The 22,718-nt window shown below is 65.0% G+C and carries 22 protein-coding genes and 1 tRNA gene; 18 read left to right on the top strand and 5 right to left on the bottom strand.

What is annotated here, in order from left to right; all coding sequences use genetic code 11:
- Positions 1-171: 171 nt before the first annotated feature.
- Positions 172-1,944: a DNA mismatch repair endonuclease MutL gene (gene mutL, locus BV95_RS01615; RefSeq protein WP_013846802.1), complete on the bottom strand. Its 1,773-nt coding sequence runs from the start codon at positions 1,942-1,944 to the stop codon at positions 172-174.
- A 150-nt stretch (positions 1,945-2,094) separates the two neighbouring features.
- On the opposite strand from mutL, the gene BV95_RS01610 reads away from it, so the two are divergent.
- The 6 genes from BV95_RS01610 to BV95_RS01585 all read left to right on the top strand — a co-directional run bounded on the left by BV95_RS01610 (position 2,095) and on the right by BV95_RS01585 (position 7,993).
- Positions 2,095-3,141 carry a rod shape-determining protein gene (locus BV95_RS01610; RefSeq protein WP_007685698.1) on the top strand — a complete coding sequence of 349 codons (1,047 nt, stop codon included), beginning with the start codon at positions 2,095-2,097 and terminating at the stop codon, positions 3,139-3,141.
- A 12-nt stretch (positions 3,142-3,153) separates the two neighbouring features.
- The gene (gene mreC, locus BV95_RS01605; protein ID WP_037446423.1) at positions 3,154-4,086 is read left to right on the top strand and encodes a rod shape-determining protein MreC; all 933 of its coding nucleotides are present in this window, start codon (positions 3,154-3,156) and stop codon (positions 4,084-4,086) included.
- Complete coding sequence (gene mreD, locus BV95_RS01600) at positions 4,083-4,610, top strand: rod shape-determining protein MreD (protein WP_037446420.1); 528 nt, start codon at positions 4,083-4,085, stop codon at positions 4,608-4,610. The genes mreC and mreD overlap by 4 nt, the downstream gene beginning before the upstream one ends.
- Positions 4,607-6,685, top strand: a complete 2,079-nt coding sequence (gene mrdA / locus BV95_RS01595) for a penicillin-binding protein 2 (RefSeq protein ID WP_037446417.1) — start codon at positions 4,607-4,609, stop codon at positions 6,683-6,685. The genes mreD and mrdA overlap by 4 nt, the downstream gene beginning before the upstream one ends.
- The gene (gene rodA, locus BV95_RS01590; protein ID WP_013846806.1) at positions 6,682-7,794 is read left to right on the top strand and encodes a rod shape-determining protein RodA; all 1,113 of its coding nucleotides are present in this window, start codon (positions 6,682-6,684) and stop codon (positions 7,792-7,794) included. Before mrdA ends, rodA begins: the two co-directional genes overlap by 4 nt.
- 123 nt (positions 7,795-7,917) lie before the next feature.
- Positions 7,918-7,993: transfer RNA gene (locus BV95_RS01585), tRNA-Lys, on the top strand.
- A 288-nt stretch (positions 7,994-8,281) separates the two neighbouring features.
- On the opposite strand, the gene BV95_RS01580 is transcribed toward BV95_RS01585, so the two are convergent.
- Together BV95_RS01580 and BV95_RS01575 are read right to left on the bottom strand one after the other, a co-directional pair.
- Positions 8,282-8,497, bottom strand: coding sequence for a helix-turn-helix transcriptional regulator (locus BV95_RS01580; protein WP_013846807.1), 216 nt, complete (start codon positions 8,495-8,497; stop codon positions 8,282-8,284).
- 518 nt (positions 8,498-9,015) lie between these two features.
- A complete protein-coding gene (locus tag BV95_RS01575; RefSeq protein WP_013846808.1) occupies positions 9,016-9,699 on the bottom strand; it encodes a TetR/AcrR family transcriptional regulator in 684 nt (227 codons plus the stop codon).
- A 103-nt stretch (positions 9,700-9,802) separates the two neighbouring features.
- On the opposite strand from BV95_RS01575, the gene BV95_RS01570 reads away from it, so the two are divergent.
- The 5 genes from BV95_RS01570 to BV95_RS01550 are packed head-to-tail and all read left to right on the top strand — an operon-like array spanning position 9,803 to position 16,404.
- On the top strand, positions 9,803-10,801 hold the full coding sequence (locus BV95_RS01570) for an HlyD family secretion protein (RefSeq protein WP_013846809.1): 999 nt from the start codon (positions 9,803-9,805) through the stop codon (positions 10,799-10,801).
- Positions 10,798-12,597 (top strand): ATP-binding cassette domain-containing protein, encoded by a 1,800-nt coding sequence (locus BV95_RS01565; RefSeq protein WP_013846810.1) that lies wholly within the window; start codon positions 10,798-10,800, stop codon positions 12,595-12,597. The genes BV95_RS01570 and BV95_RS01565 overlap by 4 nt, the downstream gene beginning before the upstream one ends.
- Positions 12,594-13,721, top strand: a complete 1,128-nt coding sequence (locus BV95_RS01560; RefSeq protein WP_013846811.1) for an ABC transporter permease — start codon at positions 12,594-12,596, stop codon at positions 13,719-13,721. The genes BV95_RS01565 and BV95_RS01560 overlap by 4 nt, the downstream gene beginning before the upstream one ends.
- Complete coding sequence (locus tag BV95_RS01555; RefSeq protein ID WP_013846812.1) at positions 13,721-14,857, top strand: ABC transporter permease; 1,137 nt, start codon at positions 13,721-13,723, stop codon at positions 14,855-14,857. Before BV95_RS01560 ends, BV95_RS01555 begins: the two co-directional genes overlap by 1 nt.
- Positions 14,857-16,404 carry an efflux transporter outer membrane subunit gene (locus BV95_RS01550; RefSeq protein ID WP_234703078.1) on the top strand — a complete coding sequence of 516 codons (1,548 nt, stop codon included), beginning with the start codon at positions 14,857-14,859 and terminating at the stop codon, positions 16,402-16,404. The genes BV95_RS01555 and BV95_RS01550 overlap by 1 nt, the downstream gene beginning before the upstream one ends.
- Positions 16,405-16,463: 59 nt before the next feature.
- On the opposite strand, the gene BV95_RS01545 is transcribed toward BV95_RS01550, so the two are convergent.
- Together BV95_RS01545 and BV95_RS01540 are read right to left on the bottom strand one after the other, a co-directional pair.
- On the bottom strand, positions 16,464-17,132 hold the full coding sequence (locus BV95_RS01545; RefSeq protein ID WP_013846814.1) for a MobA/MobL family protein: 669 nt from the start codon (positions 17,130-17,132) through the stop codon (positions 16,464-16,466).
- A 46-nt stretch (positions 17,133-17,178) separates the two neighbouring features.
- The gene (locus BV95_RS01540) at positions 17,179-17,784 is read right to left on the bottom strand and encodes a helix-turn-helix domain-containing protein (RefSeq protein WP_233423676.1); all 606 of its coding nucleotides are present in this window, start codon (positions 17,782-17,784) and stop codon (positions 17,179-17,181) included.
- Positions 17,785-18,044: 260 nt separating this feature from the next.
- Between BV95_RS01540 and BV95_RS01535 the strand changes: the two genes are divergently transcribed.
- From BV95_RS01535 to BV95_RS01505, 7 genes are all read left to right on the top strand, one after another.
- Complete coding sequence (locus BV95_RS01535) at positions 18,045-18,350, top strand: hypothetical protein (RefSeq protein WP_013846816.1); 306 nt, start codon at positions 18,045-18,047, stop codon at positions 18,348-18,350.
- A complete protein-coding gene (locus BV95_RS01530; RefSeq protein ID WP_013846817.1) occupies positions 18,337-19,107 on the top strand; it encodes a DsbC family protein in 771 nt (256 codons plus the stop codon). Before BV95_RS01535 ends, BV95_RS01530 begins: the two co-directional genes overlap by 14 nt.
- Before the next feature lie 181 nt (positions 19,108-19,288).
- Positions 19,289-19,606: a hypothetical protein gene (locus tag BV95_RS01525; protein WP_013846818.1), complete on the top strand. Its 318-nt coding sequence runs from the start codon at positions 19,289-19,291 to the stop codon at positions 19,604-19,606.
- 136 nt (positions 19,607-19,742) lie between these two features.
- Entirely contained in the window at positions 19,743-20,009 is a 267-nt protein-coding gene (locus tag BV95_RS01520) for a type IV conjugative transfer system protein TraL (protein WP_013846819.1), read from the top strand.
- Positions 20,010-20,017: 8 nt separating this feature from the next.
- Entirely contained in the window at positions 20,018-20,656 is a 639-nt protein-coding gene (locus BV95_RS01515; RefSeq protein ID WP_013846820.1) for a TraE/TraK family type IV conjugative transfer system protein, read from the top strand.
- Positions 20,640-21,398, top strand: coding sequence for a type-F conjugative transfer system secretin TraK (locus BV95_RS01510; RefSeq protein ID WP_013846821.1), 759 nt, complete (start codon positions 20,640-20,642; stop codon positions 21,396-21,398). The genes BV95_RS01515 and BV95_RS01510 overlap by 17 nt, the downstream gene beginning before the upstream one ends.
- Positions 21,395-22,708, top strand: coding sequence for a TraB/VirB10 family protein (locus BV95_RS01505; protein ID WP_013846822.1), 1,314 nt, complete (start codon positions 21,395-21,397; stop codon positions 22,706-22,708). Before BV95_RS01510 ends, BV95_RS01505 begins: the two co-directional genes overlap by 4 nt.
- The last annotated feature ends 10 nt before the right edge of the window (positions 22,709-22,718 follow it).

Below are 22,718 nucleotides of genomic sequence, written 5' to 3'. Positions count from 1 at the left end.
GGCGCAGGGGGCTGGGGCGGCCTGGGCGTTCAGCGGGGTTAGCGCGAGGAGGAAGAGGAGCCGGTTCATTTTTTTCTGGTTCCTTCCGGATGGGTTAGGTTGGGTTATTTCCCCTCCACCAGCCTTCGGCCGGTCCCCCTCCCCATCTTTGATGGGGAGGATTGGGGGAGGTTACTTTCTGCCGAAGAGTTTTTCTATGTCGCCATGGCCGAGCTTTACCCAGGTGGGGCGGCCGTGGTTGCATTGGCCGCTGCGGGGGGTGATCTCCATTTCGCGGAGCAGGGCGTTCATTTCCGCCACGCTCAATATCCGGCCTGCGCGGACGGAGCCGTGGCAGGCCATGGTGGCGGCGACCAGGTCCAGGCGCTCCTTCAGGGAAAGCGCGCTGTCATAGGCGGCGAGGTCGTCGGCCAGATCCGACACCAGCCCCTGTACGTCGCCCTGCCCCAACATCGCCGGGGTCGCGCGGACCAGCATGGCGGCGGGGCCGAAGCGTTCCAGTTCCAGCCCGAAATCCTTGAGTTCCGCGATGCGCGCTTCCAGCCGGTCGCAGGCTGGTTCGTCCAGTTCGACCACTTCGGGGAGGAGAAGCGCCTGCGCCGCCACCCCCTGCCCTTCCATAGCGCGGCGCATCCTCTCCAGCGTCAGCCGTTCATGGGCGGCGTGCTGGTCGACGATGACGAGGCCGTCCTCCGCCTCCGCCACGATATATGTGCGGGCGACCTGACCTCTGGCGACGCCAAGCGGGAAGCTGGTACCTTCCGGGGCGGGCGCGGCGGCGGGTTCGGCGCGGGCCTGGGGCGGAGGGGTGAGGAAGGTCGGGCGGCGTTCGGCCACAGAGTAGGCCGGAACGGGCGCGCCTGCGGCTTCGAAGATCGGCATGGCGCCGATCGGCGTGGGGGAGACGGGTTCGGGCCTCCATGCGGAGAGACCTGCGGGGTCGGCATGCTGGACGGCGCGGAAACCCTCCGCATCCAGGGCGCGGCGCAGGCCGGAGACGATCATGCCCCGGATCAGCGCGGGGTCGCGGAAGCGCACCTCCGTCTTGGCGGGGTGGACGTTGACGTCGACCTCCAGCGGTGGGACGTCCAGGAACAGGGCGACGACCGGGTGCCGGTCCCGCGCCAGCATGTCGGCATAGGCGCCGCGCACTGCGCCGACGAGCAGCCGGTCGCGCACCGGGCGACCGTTAACGAACAGGAACTGATGATCGCCCACGCCGCGATTATAGGTGGGGAGCGAGGCCACGCCGGAGAGGCGCACCCCTTCCCGTTCCAGTGCGACGATGACATGATTGTCCGCCAGCGCCCGGTCGGTGAGCGCGGCGACGCGATCCTCCCGCGCTTCGTCCGCCTGCACGCCCAGCACCCGGCGGCCGTCATGTTCCATGCTGAAGGCGATGGCGGGATGCGCCATGGCGAGGCGGCGGACCACGTCCAGGCAGGCGGCATATTCCGCCTTGGCCGAGCGCAGGAATTTGCGGCGGGCGGGGACTTTGCCGAACAATTGTTCGACTATCACCCGCGTGCCCGGCGGCAGGGCGGCGGGGCCTTCGTTCACCACCACGCCATTGTCGACGGTGCGGTTCCAGCCGTCGCTGCCCGCCGGGCGGCTGTCGATGGAGAGGCGGGCGACGCTGGCGATAGAGGGCAAGGCTTCGCCACGGAAGCCCAACGTGGCGACATTTTCGATGGCGTCGTCGGGCAATTTGGACGTGGCGTGGCGTTCCAGCGCCAGCGCGATTTCCGATGAATCCATGCCGCAGCCGTCGTCACTGACCTCGATCCTGTCGAGGCCCCCGTTCGCGATGCGGATGGCGATCCGGCGCGATCCGGCATCCACCGCATTTTCAACGATTTCCTTGAGCGCGCTGGCGGGTCTTTCGACCACTTCGCCCGCGGCGATGCGATTGACCAGATGTTCGGGCAGACGGCGTATTGACATTGATTAGTGACTAGCCCAAGCGAGCGCTTTCCGCGAGACACAAGCCTCAAGAAAATTTTGGTTAACCCAAGGGGGCGGGTGAAACGTGGGGCGAACTTTCCGACTGACCCGGTTCGCTTCGCCGGGGGGGTGGGCTGAACAGGAACAGGCATGTCGATCTTCTCGCGACTTTTCAAACTCTCCTCCCAGGACATGGCCATCGACCTCGGCACGGCGAACACCGTGGTCTATGTGCGCGGGCGCGGCATCGTGCTGAACGAACCTTCGGTGGTGGCGGTCGAGACGCTGAACGGCGTGAAGCGGGTCAAGGCGGTCGGCGACGACGCCAAGCTGATGATGGGCAAGACGCCCGATTCGATCGAAGCCATCCGGCCGCTGCGGGACGGCGTGATCGCGGACATCGACGTCGCGGAGCAGATGATCAAGCATTTCATCACCAAGGTGCATGGCGGCAAATCGCGGCCCTGGCGCTTCCCGGAAATCGTGATCTGCGTGCCGTCGGGTTCCACCAGCGTGGAGCGCCGCGCGATTCGCGACGCGGCCAGCAATGCGGGCGCTTCGCAGGTGTTCCTGATCGAGGAGCCGATGGCCGCCGCGATTGGCGCGGACATGCCGGTGACTGAACCGATCGGGTCGATGGTGGTCGATATCGGCGGCGGCACGACCGAAGTCGCGGTGCTTTCGCTGCGGGGTCTGGCCTACACTACTTCCGTCCGTGTCGGCGGGGACAAGATGGACGAGGCCATCGTCTCCTTCGTGCGCCGTCATCACAATCTGCTCATCGGCGAAGCGACCGCCGAGCGGATCAAGAAGCAGTTCGGCGTCGCGCAGCCGCCCGAAGACGGCGTGGGCGAGACGATCCACATCAAGGGCCGCGATCTGGTGAACGGGGTGCCCAAGGAAATCTCGATCAACCAGGGGCAGATCGCCGACGCTCTCGCGGAGCCGATCAGCACCATCGTCGAGGGCGTTCGCATCGCTCTGGAGAATACCGCGCCGGAACTGGCGGCGGACATTGTCGATCAGGGCATCGTCCTGACCGGCGGCGGCGCGCTGCTGAAGGGGCTGGACGACGAGCTGCGCGACGAGACCGGCCTGCCCGTCACCATCGCCGAAGATCCGCTGACCTGCGTCGCCATCGGCACTGGCCGGGCGATGGAAGATCCGATCTTCCGGGGCGTTCTCCAGACCGCTTAAGGGGGCAAGTGGATGGCGCGGCCACCCAGCCGACGTCCCGGACACAACCGGAAGGCGCAATATAGCCTCTTCGCCAGCTATGTGGTGGCGATGACGGGCGCCGCCGTCGGCCTGCTTCTGGTGGTTGTCGCCATTTTCGATCCGACTGGGTTCGCCGCGATCCGCATCGCGACGGCGGAGGTCACGCGTCCGGCTTCGTTGACGCTCAAGAATATGGTGAGCGGGGTCGCTTCGGTCGATGAGGTGCTCGCCTCCTTCTGGCGCGCCGGGTCGCAGAATGTCGCGCTGCGGCGGCAGGTGGAGAATGACCGCAACCGGATCATCGAGGCGAAGGCCGTGGCGCAGGAGAATCTGCGGCTCAAGAAACTGCTGAAACTGGTCGAGGATGACGGCAGCGAATTGCTGACGGCGCGACTGATCGCCTCCTCCTCCTCCAGCACGCGGCGTTATGCACGGTTGAATGCGGGGCGCTGGCAGGGGGTGCGGCCGGGCATGCCTGTTCGTGCGCCTGAGGGGCTGATCGGGCGCATCCATATCACCACGCCCAATACGGCCGAAGTGCTGCTGCTGACCGATACCAGCAATATCGTGCCGGTGCGGCGGGCCAATGACAGTGTACCCGCCATTTCGACCGGGCTTGGCGACGGAACGCTGGAAATCCGGGCGCTGGCGGCGGGGCGCAATCCGTTCAAGCCGGGCGACCTGCTGGTGACGTCGGGGATCGGCGGGGTCTATCAGCCCAATATTCCGGTCGCGGTGATCGTGCGGATAGAGGGCGAGATCGCCTATGGCGTGCCGCTCGCCAATCCGTCCAAGGTGGACGCCGTGGTGGTCGAGCGGTCCTTTGAGGAAACGGTGACGCGGAGCGACGCCAATGCGCCAGTCGAGCCGCCCATTCAGCCCGAAGCAGGGGCGAACGCTTCGGTAGATGCGCCCCCGCCATGATCGACCCGCATATGCAGCATGTGCCGCGCCTGGGCCGTCATCCGTCGCGCTTCCGGTTGGCGGGGACGCCGGTGATCACGGTGATGCTGGGGTCGCTGGTGACGACGCTGCCGGTGATCGCGCAGTCGCCGGTCATGCCGCCCTTCGGCCTGTTGCTGATGCTGTCCTGGCGGCTGCTGCGCCCGGAATTATGGCGAACATGGATCGGCGTGCCGCTGGGCCTGTTCGACGACATCGCCAGCGGCCAGCCCATCGGGTCGGCCATGTTCCTGTGGACCGTCACGCTGATCGGCATCGACGCCGTCGAACATCGCATGGTCTGGCGCAGTTACCGGCAGGACTGGTTAATCGCGGCGGCGGCGATTATCTTCTGCATCGCCGGCGGCGTTTTCTTTGCGCGGATCACCGGCGGAGGAAATATCAAGCTGTTGCTGGTTGCGCCGCAAATGCTTTGGACCGTGCTGCTCTTTCCCTTCGTCGTCCGGCAATGCGCCCGGATCGATAGCTGGCGCGTGATGGCATGAAGCTGCCCCTGCTCAAGAAGAAGACCGTCACCGAAGCATCCCTGTCCTTCACCTTCACTCGCCGGGCGATGGTGGTGGGCGGGTTGCAGGGGGCGATTGGAGCGTTGCTGGTCGGGCGGATGGGCTGGATCAGCGTGGCGGAGAATGAGAAATATAATCTGCTGTCGGAGAGCAACCGGGTCAATCTGACGCTGATTCCGCCGCGGCGGGGCTGGATTATTGACCGTAACGGGCGGCCGCTGGCGAATAACCGGACCGACTTTCGCGTCGACCTGATCCCGGAGCGAGCGACGGATGCGGAAAATACCATCCGCAGCCTGGCCCATCTGCTGGCGCTGGGCGATGACGAGGTGGAGCGGATCAAGGAGGAGCTGGACAAGTCGGCGGGCTTCCGGCCGGTGCAGGTGGCGGAGAAGCTGACCTACGACCAGTTCGCCGCCGTCAGCGTGCGGTTGCCCGACTTGCCAGGGGTCGCGCCCAGCCAGGGATTTTCGCGCAACTATCCGGCGGGGGCGACGGTCGGGCATTTGCTGGGCTATGTCGGCGCGGCGTCGGCCAAGGAATATGAGGAGCGGAAAGACCCGCTGCTGATTACGCCGGGCTTCAAGGTCGGCAAGGATGGGCTGGAGCGGTCGTTCGACCGGGAACTGACCGGCAAGCCGGGCGCGAAGCGGGTGGAGGTGACGGCGCGGGGCAAGATCGTGCGGGAACTGACCACCCGGCCCGACACGCCGGGCAATCCGATCAAGCTGACCATCGATGCGGGCTTGCAGGAATATGCCGGGCGCAGGCTGGCGACGCAGAGCGGGTCGGTGGTGGTGATCGACTGCCATAATGGCGATGTGCTGGCCATGGCGTCGATGCCCAGTTTCGATCCCAACAGCTTTTCCGACGGCATCAGCCATCTGGAATGGGACATGTTGTCGAAGGACGACCATGTGCCGCTGCGCAACAAGACGTTGCAGGGGCTTTATCCGCCGGGGTCGACGGTGAAGCCGATGGTGGCGCTGGCGCTGCTGGAGGCGGGGATTTCGCCCATGGACACGGTGAGTTGCGCGGGCGCGATCCGGGTCGGCAACACGCTGTTCCACTGCCACAAGCGGCGCGGTCATGGGTCGCTCAACATGCGGGGGGCGATCGCGCAGAGTTGCGACATTTATTTCTACCAGATGGCGCAGCGGATCGGCATGGATCGCATCGCCAGCATGGCCCGGCGCGTGGGCATGGGGCAGAAATTCGCCCTGCCCTTCCCCAGTCAGAGTTTCGGCACGGTGCCCGATCCGGCGTGGAAGCTGAAGAAATATAATCAGAAATGGCAGGTCTACGATACCGTCAACGCGACCATCGGGCAGGGCTATATGCTGATCAATCCGTTGCAGATGGCGGTGATGGCGTCCCGGCTGGCGACAGGGCGGCAGTTGATGCCGAACTTCCTCTTCGGGGCGGAGCGGCCTGCGCCTGAACCGGTGGGCGTGAATGAGGAGCATCTGGTGACGATCCGCGATGCGATGAGCGCGGTGGTGAACGGCGGCGGCACCGGCGGCGCGGCGCGCATTCCCCTGCCCGGCGTGATGATGGCGGGCAAGACCGGCACGGCGCAGGTGCGGCGCATCACCATGGCGGAACGCGGCGGCGGCGTGCGCAGCAACGCGTCCCTGCCCTTCAAGCTGCGCGACCATGCGCTGTTCCAGGGTTTCGCGCCGTTCGACAATCCGCGCTATGCCATCGCCTGCATCATCGAGCATGGCGGACACGTCAACCGGATCGAGGACGCGCCGATGATCGCGGCCGACACCATGACCTATCTGTTCGATCAGGCGAAGGCGATGGAGAAGCTGGAGACAATCGAGAAGGATTGGGGAGGCCCCCCTGCCGAGCGGATGGCACGGCAGATGGCGGCCTATCGTCTGGCGAAAGCGATTGAGAAGGGAGAGGCGCCGCCCCCGGAGGCGGCCAATGCAGCCAATGCGGCCGAGGTGGGCAACAGCGCCGCCGCTGCGCCTGTGGCTCCAGTTCCACCGCCCGCTCCGGCCGAAGCCGACGATGCGCCTCCTCCAGCGGATAGCGCGCCATGAGCATCGTTCCGGAACCTCTGGCCGAATTTCCGTGGCGGGTGATCGGCATATTGCTGGCCATCGCCGGATTCGGGACGCTGGTGCTGTACAGCGCGGCGGGGGGCAGCATCACCCCCTGGGCGATCAACCAGGGCGTGCGCTTCGTCATATTCACCGGCATGGCGCTGGTGCTGAGCCGCATTCCGCTGGAATTATTCGCCCGTTTCGCCTTTCCCGCCTATGGCGTCGTGCTGGTCGCGCTGTTCCTGGTCGAATTGATCGGCGGCGTTGCGGGGGGCAGCCAGAGGTGGATCAACCTGGGCTTCATGCAGTTGCAACCATCCGAATTCATGAAGCCGGTCATCGTGCTGGCGGTGGCGCGCTTCTATGCGCTGCTGCCGGTGGGGGAGATCAGGCGATGGAACGCGATTTGGCCGGCGCTGGTGCTGATCGGCGTGCCCTGGGCGCTGGTGCTGGTGCAGCCCGATCTGGGCACCGCGACCATGATCGCGGCGGGCGGTGTGACGGTGATGTTCCTGGCGGGCCTGCCTTTGCGGCTGTTCGTCGGATCAGGGCTGGCCTTCGCCGCCATCGTGCCCATCGCCTTCAGCTTCCTGCATGATTATCAGAAGAACCGCGTGCTGATCTTCATGGACCCGGAGAGCGATCCGCTGGGCGCGGGATACCATATCAGCCAGTCGAAGATCGCCATCGGATCGGGCGGCATCTTCGGCAAGGGGTTCCTGCAGGGCACGCAGAGCCATCTGGATTACCTGCCGGAAGGGCATACCGACTTCGTCTTCGCCACCATGGCGGAGGAATGGGGGCTGATGGGCGGCGTGCTGCTGATCGGCGCATTCATGCTGTTGTTCCGCTGGGGGATCGGCGTGTCGATGCGCAGCCAGGACAAATATGCCCGGCTGGTGGCGGCGGGGCTGACCACGACGATCTTCTTCTATGTCGCGATCAACCTGATGATGGTCATGGGGCTGGCGCCGGTGGTGGGCATCCCCCTGCCCTTCATGTCCTATGGCGGATCGTCGATGCTGACGGTCATGCTGTGCGTCGGCATCATCATGGCCATCGAGCGGTCGGGGCGGCGGCGCAGCCGGCCGGGCAATTGGGGCTGAAACGGCCCTGTCCGCAAAAATTCGTCTGGGCGAGCGATTTCCTGTTTGCAAAGTGCGATGCGACTGCTAACAGCCCGCCCACGCCAAGGCGACGGTCCATCCGGACCAGCCGAAAGCGGGTGTGGACGCATAGCTCAGTTGGTAGAGCAGCTGACTCTTAATCAGCGGGTCCTTGGTTCGAGCCCAAGTGCGTCCACCAAATTCTCTAGTGAAATCAATAGTATGCAAGGAAATCGCCGCAAGGTGATTTTCTCTTTTTGCGTTTTGCGCTACAAACTGCGCTACAGATTCCATGTGATGCGCGGCTCCAGGATGTTCAAAAAAGTGCCGGCACAGCTGATGCCCGGGGGCCGCATCCCGTCACGACATGACTGGCACCCGCATGGATGCACCGCGGGTACGGGCGATTCGCGTGTTCAGATAACGCGCGGAGTTCAGCCAGAGGCTGTTCTACACCGTTGGCGATGGGCGAATTGCCCCTGCGGTCCTAGGCGCGTGCCTCACGCGCTTTCAATAATGCGTCGCGATCGGCTTTACGCAGATCGATCCAGTCGTCGATTTCGGACGATATCCAGCGGTTTGTCCCGACGCCCAACTTTATCGGCGCGGGAAACCGCCCTTGCTTGATCAGGCGTGCTACATGCTGCCGGGTGAAAGGAATGCCCTTCGCCTTCAGGTCGGAGAACGCGAGCAGGTCAGGCATGGTAACATCCAATCTGACCGTCTGCTGACTCCAGAGGCGCGATTGGGGAAATGGAGCTACCGGCAGCGATCTCTCCACGGCTTGCGCTTTCTCCCTTCCCCCTCCTCTTCCGATAACTCTGAGATGATCGGACGATGCAGCGACCACAGGGTGCAAAAGGGCGCCACACTCGGCCAGAAGCATTCTGATTGAAATAGTGCATGGATCGCTGACCCGTCGGGCAGCGCGGGGAGACCACAACGCAATGTCAGGTTAGCATTTCACGGAAAGTCCCCAAAGGGGCCAAGATCGCATTTTTGGGCAATCCAGTGCCTACTTGTCGGCTCTCGGTGCTTTATAGCCTTACACGAGGCTAGGACGCCAAGGCTACCGCGCCAATACCACGCCGATCCTGAGGCGTGTCGCATTGCGGTCATAGTCGAACAGATTCTCGCCATAGCCGACGAAGAACTGCCTTCAGAAGGAAGACGAAGCCAAAGACAAATGCGGCTGTCCGCCCGGATTGGCGCGGATGAATGTCAGGCTGGCAATTGGGCATTGTCTTCCTCATGGCGCGCGCGATAGTCCTGCCCGGCAGCGTTCAGGCCCGCGAGCGCGAAACGATGCAAATGGTCCGCCAGCGCCCGGCGATCGATCCGCAATATGTCCCTGCCCGGTGCGGGCAGGTTATCGCCGGCGATCAGCAGCATGGCGCATGGCGCGGCCACGCTGATCAGGCAGCAGAGCAGTTCCGGCGCGCCGATGGGTATCCCGCTCACGTCGCTCAATATCCGCAGCGCGACGCGAAGCTTGGGCGGCGCTTCCTCGTCGCGCAGGACGGCAAAATGCGCGGACGGCGCCGCAAGTTCCCGAACCAGCACGGCAGTACTCCAATGCGAGGGCCCGGCGAGGCGGCCGACGATGGCATCGAGCAGCGTGCCAAGCTTTTCTTCGGGCATCACCTGGCTTGCAGATATCCGCTCGAGTTCCTCAAGCCGTACAAACCGTCGATGCGCCTCGACCAGCACGGCCCGGTAGAGGCCATCGCGATTGCCGAAATGATAGTTGATCGAGGCAAGGTCGACTTCCGCCTTCGCGGCGATCGCCTTGCTCGTGGTAGAGGCCAGCCCCTGCGACGCGAACAATGTGCCAGCGCTTTCCAATATGCGCGCGCGGGTCGCCGCACCGTCCGACCGGGGGCCTCGGAGGGGTTTGCCATTCATGATTTGCTCTTGAACCGGATCAGATTGTAGGACAAGTCGAACATTAAATCCGATTTAGACTAACATTCTTTTCGCCGCAGTCCTCACCGTCCGGAGTCGTCACATGCACAATCGCACCCTTAGTATCCTCGGCATGGCCGGACTGGCGCTGAGTGGGTGTGGCGGGAAAGATGCCGGCAAGACCGAACTTGTCCTTCAGGGCAATGTCGATGTGCGGCAGGTTTCGCTCGCGTTCGAGGACAGCGGCCGCATCGCACAAGTGCGGGCGGAGGAAGGTGACAGCGTGAAGGCGGGAAGCATCCTGGCCACGCTCGATACCGTGTCGCTCAACCTGCAGGCCGAGGAAGCCAAAGCCCAGGGCGAGGTGCAGCGGCAGAATCTGCTGCGCCTGCGCAATGGCTCCCGGCCGGAGGAAATCGCCCAGGCCCAGGCGCGCCTGACGTCGGTGGAAGCCGAGGCGGCGCGCGCGGAAGGTGATCTCGCGCGTCTTCGCGGCATTGCCGCCTCGACCCAGGGGCGCGGGGTCAGCGCGCAGGATGTCGATCATGCCAGCAAGACGGCAGTGGCGGCGCGGGCAAGGGCGCGCGAACAGGCCGAAGCGCTCCGCCTTGCCCGGCGTGGCCCGCGGGCGGAAGATGTCGCGGGTGGTGAAGCCCAGGTGAAGGCGGCGCAGGCGCAGGTCGCGCTGCTCCAGCACCGGATCGACCAGGGCGTGCTGCGCGCGCCGGTCGATGGGGTGGTGCGCTCGCGCCTGCTCGAACCGGGCGACATGGCCTCGCCGCAGAAGGCGGTGTTCGCCATCGCCCTCGCTGATCCCAAATGGGTGCGGGTCTATGTGAACCAGCCCGACCTTGGCCGCATCAAGCCGGGCATGGCGGCGAGCGTGGTCAGCGACAGCATGCCCGATCAACCGGTGCCCGGCAGGATCGGCTATATCTCGTCGGTCGCCGAATTCACGCCCAAGTCGGTCGAAACCGAGGAACTGCGGACCAGCCTCGTCTATGAGGTCCGGGTGCAGGTCGAGGACAAGGCCAACCGCCTGCGGCTTGGGCAGCCGGTGACGGTGCGGATCAATACCGGCAATGGCGGCGCGGCGCGGTGAGCGAGCCCGACATAACGGTCGCGATCGAGGGCTTGCGAAAACGCTTCGATGCGCCCGACGGCAAGCCGTTCGATGCGATCGACGACATCTCGCTGACCGTCCGCGCGGGCGAGCTGACCGCCTTCGTCGGTCCCGACGGCGCGGGCAAGACCACGCTCATGCGAATGATGGCGGGGCTGCTGCGCCCCGACGAGGGCAGCCTCAATGTGCTGGGCATCGACGTGCGCGCCGATCCGCAATCGGTGCAGAACCGCATCAGCTATATGCCTCAGCGCTTCGGCCTCTACGAGGATCTGAGCGTCCAGGAAAATCTCGATCTCTACGCCGACCTCCACGGCGTGCCGCAGGAGGTGCGCCGCGAGCGCTTCGGCCGGATGCTCGAGATGACCGACATGGCGCGCTTCACCGACCGGCCGGCGGGCAAGCTGTCGGGCGGCATGAAGCAGAAGCTGGGGCTAGCCTGCACGCTGGTGCGCTCGCCCGACCTGCTGCTGCTCGACGAGCCGAGCGTCGGGGTCGATCCGCTCTCGCGCCGGGACCTGTGGAAGATCATCGACCAGCTCATCGCCGACGAGCAATTGAGCGTCATCGTCAGCACCGCTTACATGGACGAAGCCGAGCGCTGCGGGCAGATTTTCGTTTTCCATCACGGCAGGATACTGGCCGACGGCCCGCCGGATGCGCTGCGAAAGAGGGCCGAAGGCCTCGGTTATGTGGCCGACGCCTTGCCGGATCGGCCCGCGCGGGTTCTCCAGGCCCGCCTGATCGATGCACCGGACCGGATCATCGATGCGGTTCCCAAGGGCGGCGACGTTCATTTCATTCGCAGGCCGCAATGCGACGAAGCAGCGCTGGCCGACCTGCTGTCCGACACAAGGGTCCAGCCACGCGACGCCGAACTCGAAGACGCCTTCATGCTGCTGTTGCGCGAGCATGAGAACGAGCCGGCACAAGCAGCCGATGATGCGAACACGAACAAGGAAGACGGGGATCGGTACGGTACGGCCGAAACCGCGTCGCCATCTGCCGGGGAACGGGACGGGCCAGTGATCGTCGTGCGGGATCTCGTCCGCAAGTTCGGCGATTTCACTGCCGTTGCCAGCACGTCCTTCGACGTGCAGCGCGGTGAGATCTTCGGGCTGCTCGGCCCCAATGGCGCGGGCAAGACCACCACATTTCGCATGCTGTGCGGCCTGCTCCCGGCGACCAGCGGTCATCTCGAGGTGGCGGGTGTCGATCTGCGCACGGCACGCGCCAAGGCGCGGGCACGGATCGGCTATGTCAGCCAAAAGTTCGCGCTCTACGGCAACCTCTCGGTCAGGGAGAATCTCGAATTCTTCGCCGGCGCTTATGGTCTGCGCGGCGAGCGGAAACGCGAGCGGGTCAAGGCGGTGATCGCGCAGTTCGATCTTGATGCGTCGGCGCAGAGCGGCATCCTGCCGGTCGGTTACAAGCAGCGGCTCGCCATGGCGGCGGGGCTGCTGCACGAGCCCGACATCCTCTTCCTCGACGAGCCGACCAGCGGCATCGACCCGCTCGCGCGCCGCGCCTTCTGGCGCACGATCACCAGCCTGGCGCAGGGCGGCGTCACGATCATCATCACCACCCATTTCATGGAAGAAGCGGAATATTGTGACCGCATCGCCATCCAGGATGCCGGCGAACTGCTCGCGCTCGGAACGCCTGCCGAGGTGCGCGAACAGGCCGGCGACGACGCAAGCGACATGAACGAGGCTTTCATCGCCATCGTCGAACAGAACCGTGCCCGCCAAACCAATGAGAAGGTGGCCGCATGAGCAGCGCCTCAGGCTTCCACAGGCGGCTGATCGCGCTGACCCGCAAGGAAGTGCGCCAGCTCCTGCGCGACAAGAGCAACCTGTTCGTCGGTCTGCTGCTGCCGCTCGCGCTCATCTTGCTGTTCGGCTACGGCCTGTCCTTCGACGTGAAGGATGCGCCGGTCGCGATCGTGCTGGAGGATCGCTCCCCCGCCGCTCAGGAAGCGGTCGCGGGGATCGGCGGCTCACCCTATCTCGTGCCCGTCGCAGCCGCGAGCATGGACGAGGCCGTCAGGCTGATCCGCGCGCATAAGGTCGAGGGCATCGTGCGTGTGCCGGTCGATTTCTCCCAGCGCCGAGCCGCGGGCGATGCGCGGATACAGCTTATCGTCAACGGCGCGGATTCGACGACAGCGTCCGCAATCGAAGGCTATGTGAACGGCGGGATCCAGACAGCCTCTCGCCATATAATGGATCGATCCGGTAGCGGATCGGGAGGCGGTATCACGCTGGTGCAGCGCACCTGGTTCAACGAGGCGGGCGTCAGCACCTGGTATCTGGTGCCCGGCCTCCTCGTGCTGGTGATGACCCTGATCGGCGCGTTCCTCACCTCGCTGCTGATTGCGCGGGAATGGGAGCGCGGCACGTTGGAATCGCTGTTCGTGACCCCGGTTCGCCCGCTGGAGCTCGTGCTCTCCAAGCTTGCGCCCTATGTGGTGATCGGCGCGATCGATATGGGCGTCTGCCTGATATCAGCGCGCTTCCTGTTCGAGGTGCCGATCCGCGGCTCGCTCCTCGTCATCATTGTCGCCTCGCTGCTCTACCTGATCGTCGCGCTGCTGCTCGGCCTGTTCATCTCGGGAACGACCCGTAACCAGTTCGCCGCCAGCCAGATGGCGCTGCTGGCGAGCTTCATGCCGGCGATGATGCTGTCGGGCTTTGTCTTCGACCTGCGCAATGTGCCGCTGGTGATCCAGATCGTCAGCCAGCTTCTGCCCGCAACGCACTTCATGGAGCTGGTGAAATCGCTGTTCCTCGCCGGGACGATCTGGCCAATGGTCCTCAAGAATTGCGCGATTCTCGCCGCCTACGGCGTCCTGCTGGCCTTCGTCACCGGGCGCACCTTGCGCAAGAGGCTGGACTGATGCGCGTTGCTGGACTGACACTCGGCGCCGACTTCATCGCCTGGCTCGCCCAGACCTTCGCGCTCGTCCGCAAGGAGATACTGGCGCTGGTCAAGGATCCCGCCAACCGCACGATCCTGTTCGCCCCGGCCCTCATGCAGGCCCTGCTGTTCGGTTATGGCGCGACCTACGACCTGACCCATGTGCCCTATGCGGTGGTCGACCAGAGCCGTAGCGCCGCCTCCACCGAATTGCTTGCGCGGCTCGACGGCACCGGCGTGTTCCGGCGCGAGGCGGCGCTCGCGTCCAACGCGCAGATCGGCGACCTCATCGACAGCGGCAAGGTGCTGCTCGCGATCAGCATCCCGTCCGACTTCGAGCATCGGTTGACCGTGGGCGATACCGCGCCGATCCAGATCATCCTTGATGGCCGCAACAGTTCGACGGCGGGGGCGGCGGCAGGCCAGATCGGCGCGATCGTTGCCGATTATGGCCGCTCGTTGGGCGGCAGCCCGCCGATCACCGTCGAGCGGCGGGCCTGGTATAATCCGAACCTGGAATCGCGCTGGACGCTGATGCCCGCAATGATCGCGGCGCTGAGCTTTTTGCAGACCCTGCTGCTGTCGGCGCTGTCCGTCGCGCGCGAGCGCGAACAGGGAACGTTCGACCAGCTGCTGGTGACGCCGCTGGGTCTGATGCAGATCCTGATCGGCAAGGCTATTCCCTCGATCCTCGTCGGCCTCATCCAGTCGACCATCATCCTGCTCATCATCCGCTTCTGGTTCGAGATTCCGATGAACGGTTCCTACTGGCTGCTCTATCTGGGGCTCGTCACGTTCACGGCCGCGGGTGTCGGCATCGGCATGTCGATCTCGGCCCTGTCGCTCACCATGCAGCAGGCGATGCTCTATACCTTCCTGCTGGTGATGCCGTTGATGCTGTTGTCGGGCATGCTGACGCCGGTGCGCAACATGCCGCAGATCCTCCAACTCATCACCTACGTCAATCCGCTGCGCTTCGGCATCGATATGGTGCGCCGCATCTATCTTGAGGGCGCGGTCTTCGCCGATGTCGCCCTCGACTTCGTGCCGATGCTGGTGGTGGCAGCCATTACCCTGCCGCTCGCCGCATGGCTCTTCCGCAACCGCCTCGCCTGATGAACTGGACTTTCGCCATGCCCTTCATTCCGCCCGCATCTAGCATCCCGATCCGGCAGGCAATTGCTTCTTCCCTGATGGCACTTGCCCTGGCCGGCTGCACCATGGGACCGAACTTCACGAAGCCGGCGCCCTCCGCGCCCGCCGACTGGACGAGTTGGCGCAGCGGCGACGCCAGCCTGCATGGGGCCATCGGCACGGACGCCACATTGCCTGCCGATTGGTGGCGGGCGTTCAATGATCCCGTGCTGGATGAACTGGTGCGCCGCGGTTTCGCCGCGAGCCCGGACCTCCAGACCGCCGCGCTGCACGTCGCGCAGGCGCGCGTCCAGCGTGGTAGCGCGGCGGTGCAGGGCTTGCCGCAGATCAATGCCAGCGGGCAGGTGTCGCGCCAGCGCCAGAGCGAACATGGCGCCAGTACGCGGCTGCTCAACGTGGTATCGAGCTCCTCGTCAGGTTCTGATCGGGATGCCCTGGTCAAGCTATTGAGCGAGCCGTTCACGCTCTACCAGACCGGGCTCGACGCCTCCTGGGAGCTCGACCTTTGGGGCAAGGTCCGGCGGTCGCTCGAGGCGGCCGATGCGGGCGTCGCGCAGCAGGCCGCGCTGCTCGATCATGCCCGGCTCAGCCTTGCCAGCGACGTCGCGCGCAATTATTTCGATCTGCGCGCGACCCAGCGCAAGATTGCGCTCGCGCGGGAGGACATCACGGCGCTCAAGGAACGCACCGATCTTCTCTCGGCCCGCACCACGGGTGGGATTAACAATCACTTCGATCTCGAACGCCAGCGTAGCGAATTGCAGGGGATCGAGGCGCAACTGCCCGCGCTGCTCGCCCAGGAAGCCGCGCAGGCCAACCAGATCGCCCTGCTGCTGGGGGAACGGCCCGGCGCCCTAGGCGATCTGCTGAAGCCGGTGGCCGATGCCGGCAAGCCCGCGCTGCCCGATCTGGCGCTCGGCCTTCCCTCCGAGATCGCGTTGTGCCGGCCTGATATCCGCGCGGCAGAAGCCCGGTTGCACAGCGTCACTGCCAATATCGGTGTCGCCAAAGCGGACATGTATCCGAGCATCCGCCTCGGCGGTGGGTTCAACCTCGAATCCTATCGAGCCGAGAACCTGTTCGACTGGGCGAGCCGCGCCTGGTCGATCGGGCCGAGCGTCAGCCTGCCGCTGTTCGATGGCGGGCGGCGCAAGCGCGTCGTCCAGCTTCGCGAGCTGGAGCAGAAGGAAGCGGCGGTCTCCTACCAGCAGACCGTGCTTCAGGCCTGGCAAGAGATCGACGATGCGCTCAATGGCTATACCGCCGAGCAGCAGCAGAACGCGATGCTGGCCGCGCGGCTCGACAGCGCGCGGGCCGCGTTCGATCTGGCATCCGCGCGCTATCGGGGCGGGGTCATCACCTGGCTGGACGTCATCGACAGCCAGCGGACGATGCTGCAGGCGTCGCGCGATCTGGCGGACAGCAATGGGCGCCTCGCAACCCGCTATGCCGCGCTCAACAAGGCGATCGGGAACGCATCGGAATCGACGGCAGCTAAAGCGAATTGAGTGCGGCGCCAGAAGCGGCGATGAGCAAAGCCACCGATGTTCATCAACGTAAGGTGTTGTCAGGATGTTTGCCGGGCGCGCGCCGCGATGCGCTTGCGGGCCACGCCGATATGCGCAACCGGTGCCGCCTTAATGCCACGTTCTTCATTGGATCGATGATCGACGCGGACATCATATCCCAGCGCCGCGAACTTATCGTTCAGGACCCTCGCCCAAGCGGCACGGATGTCGAGCAGCTTCCCGCGACTGTTCCATTCGCGCGGTTTCTGGCCAAACAGCCCGTCAACGATCGGACGGGTCGGTATCAGCAGATAGCCATGGTGGCGCTTGCCCCTGGGCGTGTCGCCCATCTCGATCAGCGTCAGGTCGGCGGCAAAACCCGCGACGCAAAATATCTCGCTGGCGAAACGCCGCAGGACCGCGATCGACGCCGGCAGGTCCAGTTCATCGGGCAGCGCGACGTCGAACTGCCTGGCGAGCTGCGCGTCCTTGCGGATTTCGGCTGCTGCCAATGCGTTCCAGAAACACTCGCGATCCTCCCACTGCGCGGGGGCCCCGGACGGCAGTATCAGCGCCGACCAGGCGACCGCCCGCTTGTTCGCGAAATTGGAAAACCGGCCGTAGCGCTCATCGTACAGCCGGCAGCTGTTTTGCCAGGCCGCGGCCGCGACGATGCTGCGTCCAGCGCCGCGGCTGATGATATTCACATGGAAATGAAAGATCGCCATCTTTTCCTCCTGTCCCAGCGTCACGCCCGAACCGGACCGTCAATTTTCATGACCGGTCCTTCCCGTCGTTCCGCGACCATTCCGGCAAGAGGTCCTGTTTCAACCCGGTGATCACCGCGTCCGAGATCGCCTCGATGCACTTGCGCTCGATGTAGGCGAGGTCGCCGTGGATCAGTTGCCGCGGGAACCGCATGCGTTGGCCCGCATAGAGGACAGGCAGCGCGATATGCGCGGTCGATGCACCGAGCCGGAGCAGTGCGATCAGATGATCCTCCAGCCTTATCCCCGGATCGCCGGACTCGATCGCGCGATACCAGCGCAGGCTTCCGCCCATTTCGGTGGCGACCTCCAGCTGCGTCAAACCGAGCGCCTTTCGCGCCTGCCTGATCTTCTCGCCGGAGAGCTTCTTGAGTTCCTTGAAGATCGACAGGTCGACGTCGGCGAATTTTCCATCGGATGCCATATGTCCTTCCTCCCCGGTTCGGCCCGTCGGGCTCTGTGGGTTATCCGGCGAAGGTAGAATCGCGAAGCGGTCGGCATCAAGAATAGATGCCGATGATTTTAGAGGAATATTTCTGCTCATTTGCAACGGATGCGCGAGCATATTTATTTTCTGACGCGCAATGGGCAGATAATTTCCCGTTTCCTCCACATCGGATCATTCAGGAACTTCATTGTCGAACCGGCACCGGATCAGGCCATGTGATCCCGAAAGCGAGTTTATAAGGCTAAGTTCGCATATTTACGGCTAATATCGCCATTTCAGGCACTACGCTGCCGGGTCCTGTTGCAATCCTCTTCGTTTCAAATCACTCAGATCGTGTTCCGAGGGTTCAAGTCGAATCGGACCTGATACTTCGGACCATTAAGTATTCATCAACCATGGCGCGGGGCGCCAGCATGGAGTCGTGCATGATGCCGATTGCCAAAGCGATGACGGCTGCCCTGGGCGCACTGATCGTCACGACGACGGCCTGTGCCGGACCCGGCGGACATGGCCGACAGACAGTTGTCGCGCCGGTGGCCGAGCAGCCGCGCATCGTGGTGGCGACGGTCGATGGGTTCGTTCTGCGCGCCGCCGCGACGAACCGGACGGAGCCGATGCCCGCAACCGTCACCGCCGATCACATCCCGGTGGGAACGGGCACGCATATCGATGCGCGCCTGCTCTCCCGCCCCGCCAGCACTCTTCAGGAGACTTCGCATGCGCATCCGTAAGTTGGGGGCCACAACCCTCGCTCTCCCCCTGTTGGTTGCCGCTCAAGGCGCGGCGTTCGCGCAAGCCGCCGATCCGCTTACCGCCGCCGCGCGCGACGCGGAAAGCGAATTGCGGCAGACATTCGTCAATCTGCAATTCGAGGATTTCGGGCCGGCGCCCGTCAAGGGCCCGATCTATCAGGCGACGGCAGGCGGCCGCATCATCTATTATGCGCCTGACAGCGAACATCTGCTGTTCGCGGAAATCTACGACCGCAACGGCCAGAACCTCACCGCGCTGGCGCAGAACACCGCTTCAGCGAAGAAACTCGCCGGGATCGACACCGGCATGGCTCTCGCCATCGGTCCGGCGGGCGCGCCCACGGTTGTCGAATTCACCGATCCCGATTGTCCCTATTGCCGCGCGCTCGAGCGCTTCTGGGCGGCGAAGGCCGCCGAAGGCAAGCCGGTACGGCGCCTGATCTTCTTCGTCTCCGGCATCCACGCCGAGGCCGCCGCCAAGGCCGAGCATGTCCTTTGCTCCCCGGACAAGGAAGCGGCGTTCAAGGCGATCTACGCCGGAGCCGCGCCCACGCCTTTGCGCACATGCGCGGAAGGTAAGGCCAGGGTCGAGGCGCATGCAGGAATCGTCGGCAAGACCGGCATCACCGGCACGCCAACCCTGATCGCGGACGGACAGATGATTTCCGGTTTCCGGCAGGCCGAGATCGAGGCGTTCCTCGACGGTAAGAAGGCGCTCGCCAATGCCGGCCGCTGATCGCCTTCCGGCTCCTCACATCGCGAACGCGCGGTGCATCGGCCCTGCCGCTGCCGCGCAAATCCCAATGCCGGCGGCGGGACCCGAACCGGGCCGTCCAGCCTCGCCGTCGGCCGACAGCGATCCTCATCGATGCCGGCAAGCAGTCCCCGGAGCGGCCCATCTTCCCTGGAGCAAGTGCATGTTGAAAACACTCGGCAGACAATCCGCCTCAATCGCCAATGTCGGCATTCCCGTAACCCTGCTCGCGCTGCTCGGGGCCGGTGGGGCTCACGCCTTCTCGGCGCCGGCGGCCGGCGACCTCGGCTACGACATCTACGATATCGTGGTCAATCAAGGGGTCAAAGGCCCGCTCGGCTTCGTCGGCGGCGTCGCGGCCTTCCTGTTCGGCGTGAGCAGGCTCTTCTCGAACATCATGATCGGCATCCCGACCATCGTGGCGGCCGTCTGCCTGATCAAGGCGGACTCGATCCTCCAGACATTCGGAATGGTCATCTGACGGATTGGTCCGCCGCCGCGCCTGGGCGCGGTCGGCGGACCTCAACGGGCCAGGGCGCATGAGGCGCACTGGCGGGACAACCCCCGAAGTTCAACCAGCTTCGCAGGGAGGTCACGACGCAAGGAGGAGAAGGCTCGTGGACGAGCGGCTACCCCAATATCTGCACAAACCTGTCCAGATCCTGTGGTTTGGATCGGACGAGTTCGTGCTCGTGATCACGGTGATCTTCGTCGCCGTGATCGTGGGCGGGATGCTCGGTTGGGCGCTCGTCGCGGGTCTTCTCCTTTTCGTTCCCTGGCTCCGCACCAAGCCGCGCGGCTTCATCCCGCACATGGCCTGGCGCTGGGGGCTTGTCCGCTGGTCCAACTATCCGGGTCCGACCCAGACCCGGTTCTACGAGTGAGGCGGGCCATGTTCGGACGCAAATCCCCCGACACACCCCCACGCGATCCGCTGATCGGCAAGCCCGGCAGCTATGGCATCCACCGCTACCTGCAGGGAGCGAGCAACCTGTTCGAGGAGAACCGACTGCTGAAGCTCGCCGTCATCGGCCTGTTCGGTATCACGGCGGTGCTGGGCATGGTGATCTACACCTCCAACCAGAACACCCGGACGGTCATCGTCCCCTTCGGCGCGGGCGGCGACCTCTATGTCACGGGCGGCGAGCCGTCCGAGGCCTATCTGCGCTCGATGACTCGCAATGTCGTGTCGCTTTCGGGAACCTATTCAGCCTACTCGGCCGACCGGCAGTTCCAGGAACTGCTGAGCATCACGCATCCGTCCACCTACAACAGCCTGCGCGACAGCCTCAACCGGCTGCTCGACGAACTGGCCAACAACCCCACGCTCTCGATCGCGACCTACATCCGTCCCGATCAGCCCGTGACCTGGACCCGGACCGAGATACTCGTGCCGGTCGAGAAGGTCCGGGTGATCGGCGGCGTGATCCGCAAATTCCGGGGCAATCTGCGGATTCGCTACGTGATCGACAATGGCCGTTTCTGGCTGACCGCCCTTACCGAGGAAAATTTCGATGCGAACCCCCGTTAAGCGGGCGTTGGCGCTCGCCCTCCTGGCCACGCCATTGCCCTCAATGGCGCAGACCGTCACCGCGCTGCCCGATCAAACCAGCACCATTCGCCTGTCCAATCGCGACATCAACCATGTCGTCTGCGCGGGCGGCGAAATCGAGGACGTCAGGTTTTCGGCCGAAAAGGCGATCGCCGTCGAGCGTGCCGGATCGGACGCCTGGATCAAGTTCCTCGTTCGCGAGATCGACGATGCCGGGATGGTGACGCGCAGCTTCGTCACCGTACCGTCCGAATTCTTCATCACCTGCAACGGCGCGGTCTATGCGCTCTATGCCGAGCCGTCGGACATTCCGGCGCAGACGGTGTTGCTCCAGCCCGGTGCTCCCCAGCGCGCCCGCGCCAATGAGGAACTGCTAGGGCCCCTGGTCGAAGAAGAACGGGCGGTCTCGATCACGCTCTCGATGCTCCAGGACCGGATCCCGGCGAGCTTCACCAGCGTCGCGCCGCGATCAGGTCCGATCCGGCTCCGGGCGCTGCCGGGCGCCACGCTGGAGGAACGACGCCGGATCGAGATCGACGGGTCCGGCCTCTCGGCATCGGAATATCTGGTCTCTGCCGCTGGCGGCGCGCAGCTCGACGAACGCGGTTTTCTCGACGGCGCGCTCGGCGCCAACATCTTCGCGATCACGCTCGACCGGGGCAATATCGAGGCCGGGGAAGCCGCGCGGCTGATCGTCGTTCGCCGGGGAGCCGGGCAATGAGCGGCGGGGACTCTCGCGGCGGTCGCGGGCCCCGCGGGCGCGGTCCTGACGATCGCGCGGAGGAACTCGACCTCGACGGCTATGAGGCGGACCGCCCTCGTTCTGGCGAGAATACGCGCGGCCCCGCGCTGCTCGATCTCAAGACGCGGTGGCAAACGCTGACCGCACGCCAGCAGCTGCGCTTAAGGCAGCTTGGCGTCGCCGGCGCGATCGGCGTGCTGGGGCTCGGCCTCTATACGGCGAGCGGCAACAAGACCGAGCAGGCCGCGCCATCGCCCAGCTCGAAGCTCGACATGGGCGCGGGGCTTCGCGGCGACAGCCTCGAGGTCAAGCTGCGCGGCGACCTCCAGAAGATCCTCGACGGACAGCAATTGCTCGGCGATCGCGTCACCGCCATCGAGGAAGGCAAGGTCGTGCCCGGCGCCGGCACGCCGCCCCATGCGCTCGACGGCGATCTGCCTCCGGCAATACCCGGCTCGGTTCCCGATTTTCCCGAACCGCCCGCGACCGGTGACATCGATCCGTCCGTCGCGAAGCCGCCCTCACCGCCTGCCGCGCCGCCCGCGCCTCCGGCCCCGCCGGTCGAGAAGACCGTGGGCGCGATCGGCGCCGCGACCAGCCCGGTCGCGGCCGCCGATGGGGCACAGGCCGCTAAAAAAAAGACGCGGACCATCTATTTGCCACCTGGTTTCATGAAGGCGCGGCTCCTCACCGGGATCGATGCGCTGGCGAGCCGGGATGCGACCAACAATCCCGAACCATTGATCGCGCGGGTGCAAGCCCCCGCCGTCCTGCCCAATGACGTCAAAGCCAACCTCGCCGGCTGCTTCGTCATCGGCAACGCCACCGGGTCGCTCGCGAAGGAACGGGTCGAGGTCCAGTTGGTCAGCCTCTCCTGCGTCGATTTCGACGAACGCTCGGTCGTCGACCAGCCCATCAAGGGCTTCTTCGTCGACGCCGACGGCAAGAAGGGCCTCTCCGGCAAGGTCGTCACCCGCGCCGGGGCTGCGCTCGCCCGCGCGTTCATCGCCGGCACCATCACCGGGGTCGCCGATACGGTCCAGAACACCGTCGGTGACGTCTCGACCTCGGCGCTGGGTTCGGTGCGCACGCTCGATGCGGGCGACGCCGCACAGGCCGGCATCGCCGGCGGCCTGTCGCGATCGTCCGAGAAGCTCACGGATTTCTATCTCGATCTCGCGCGTCAGGCGGGGCCGATCGTCGAGGTCGGCGCGGCGAAGGACGTCGTGGTCGTGATTCAGGAGGGCGTCACCCTCGAAATCAAGCCGACCGCCGGGAGCAAATTCTGATGCGCCGGCT

This window comes from Sphingobium chlorophenolicum (genome assembly GCF_000722875.1).
Classification (GTDB): Bacteria; Pseudomonadota; Alphaproteobacteria; order Sphingomonadales; family Sphingomonadaceae; genus Sphingobium; species Sphingobium chlorophenolicum.
The sequence above is the reverse complement of the archived record's forward strand: the minus strand, read 5'-3'. Positions and strand labels throughout refer to the sequence as shown.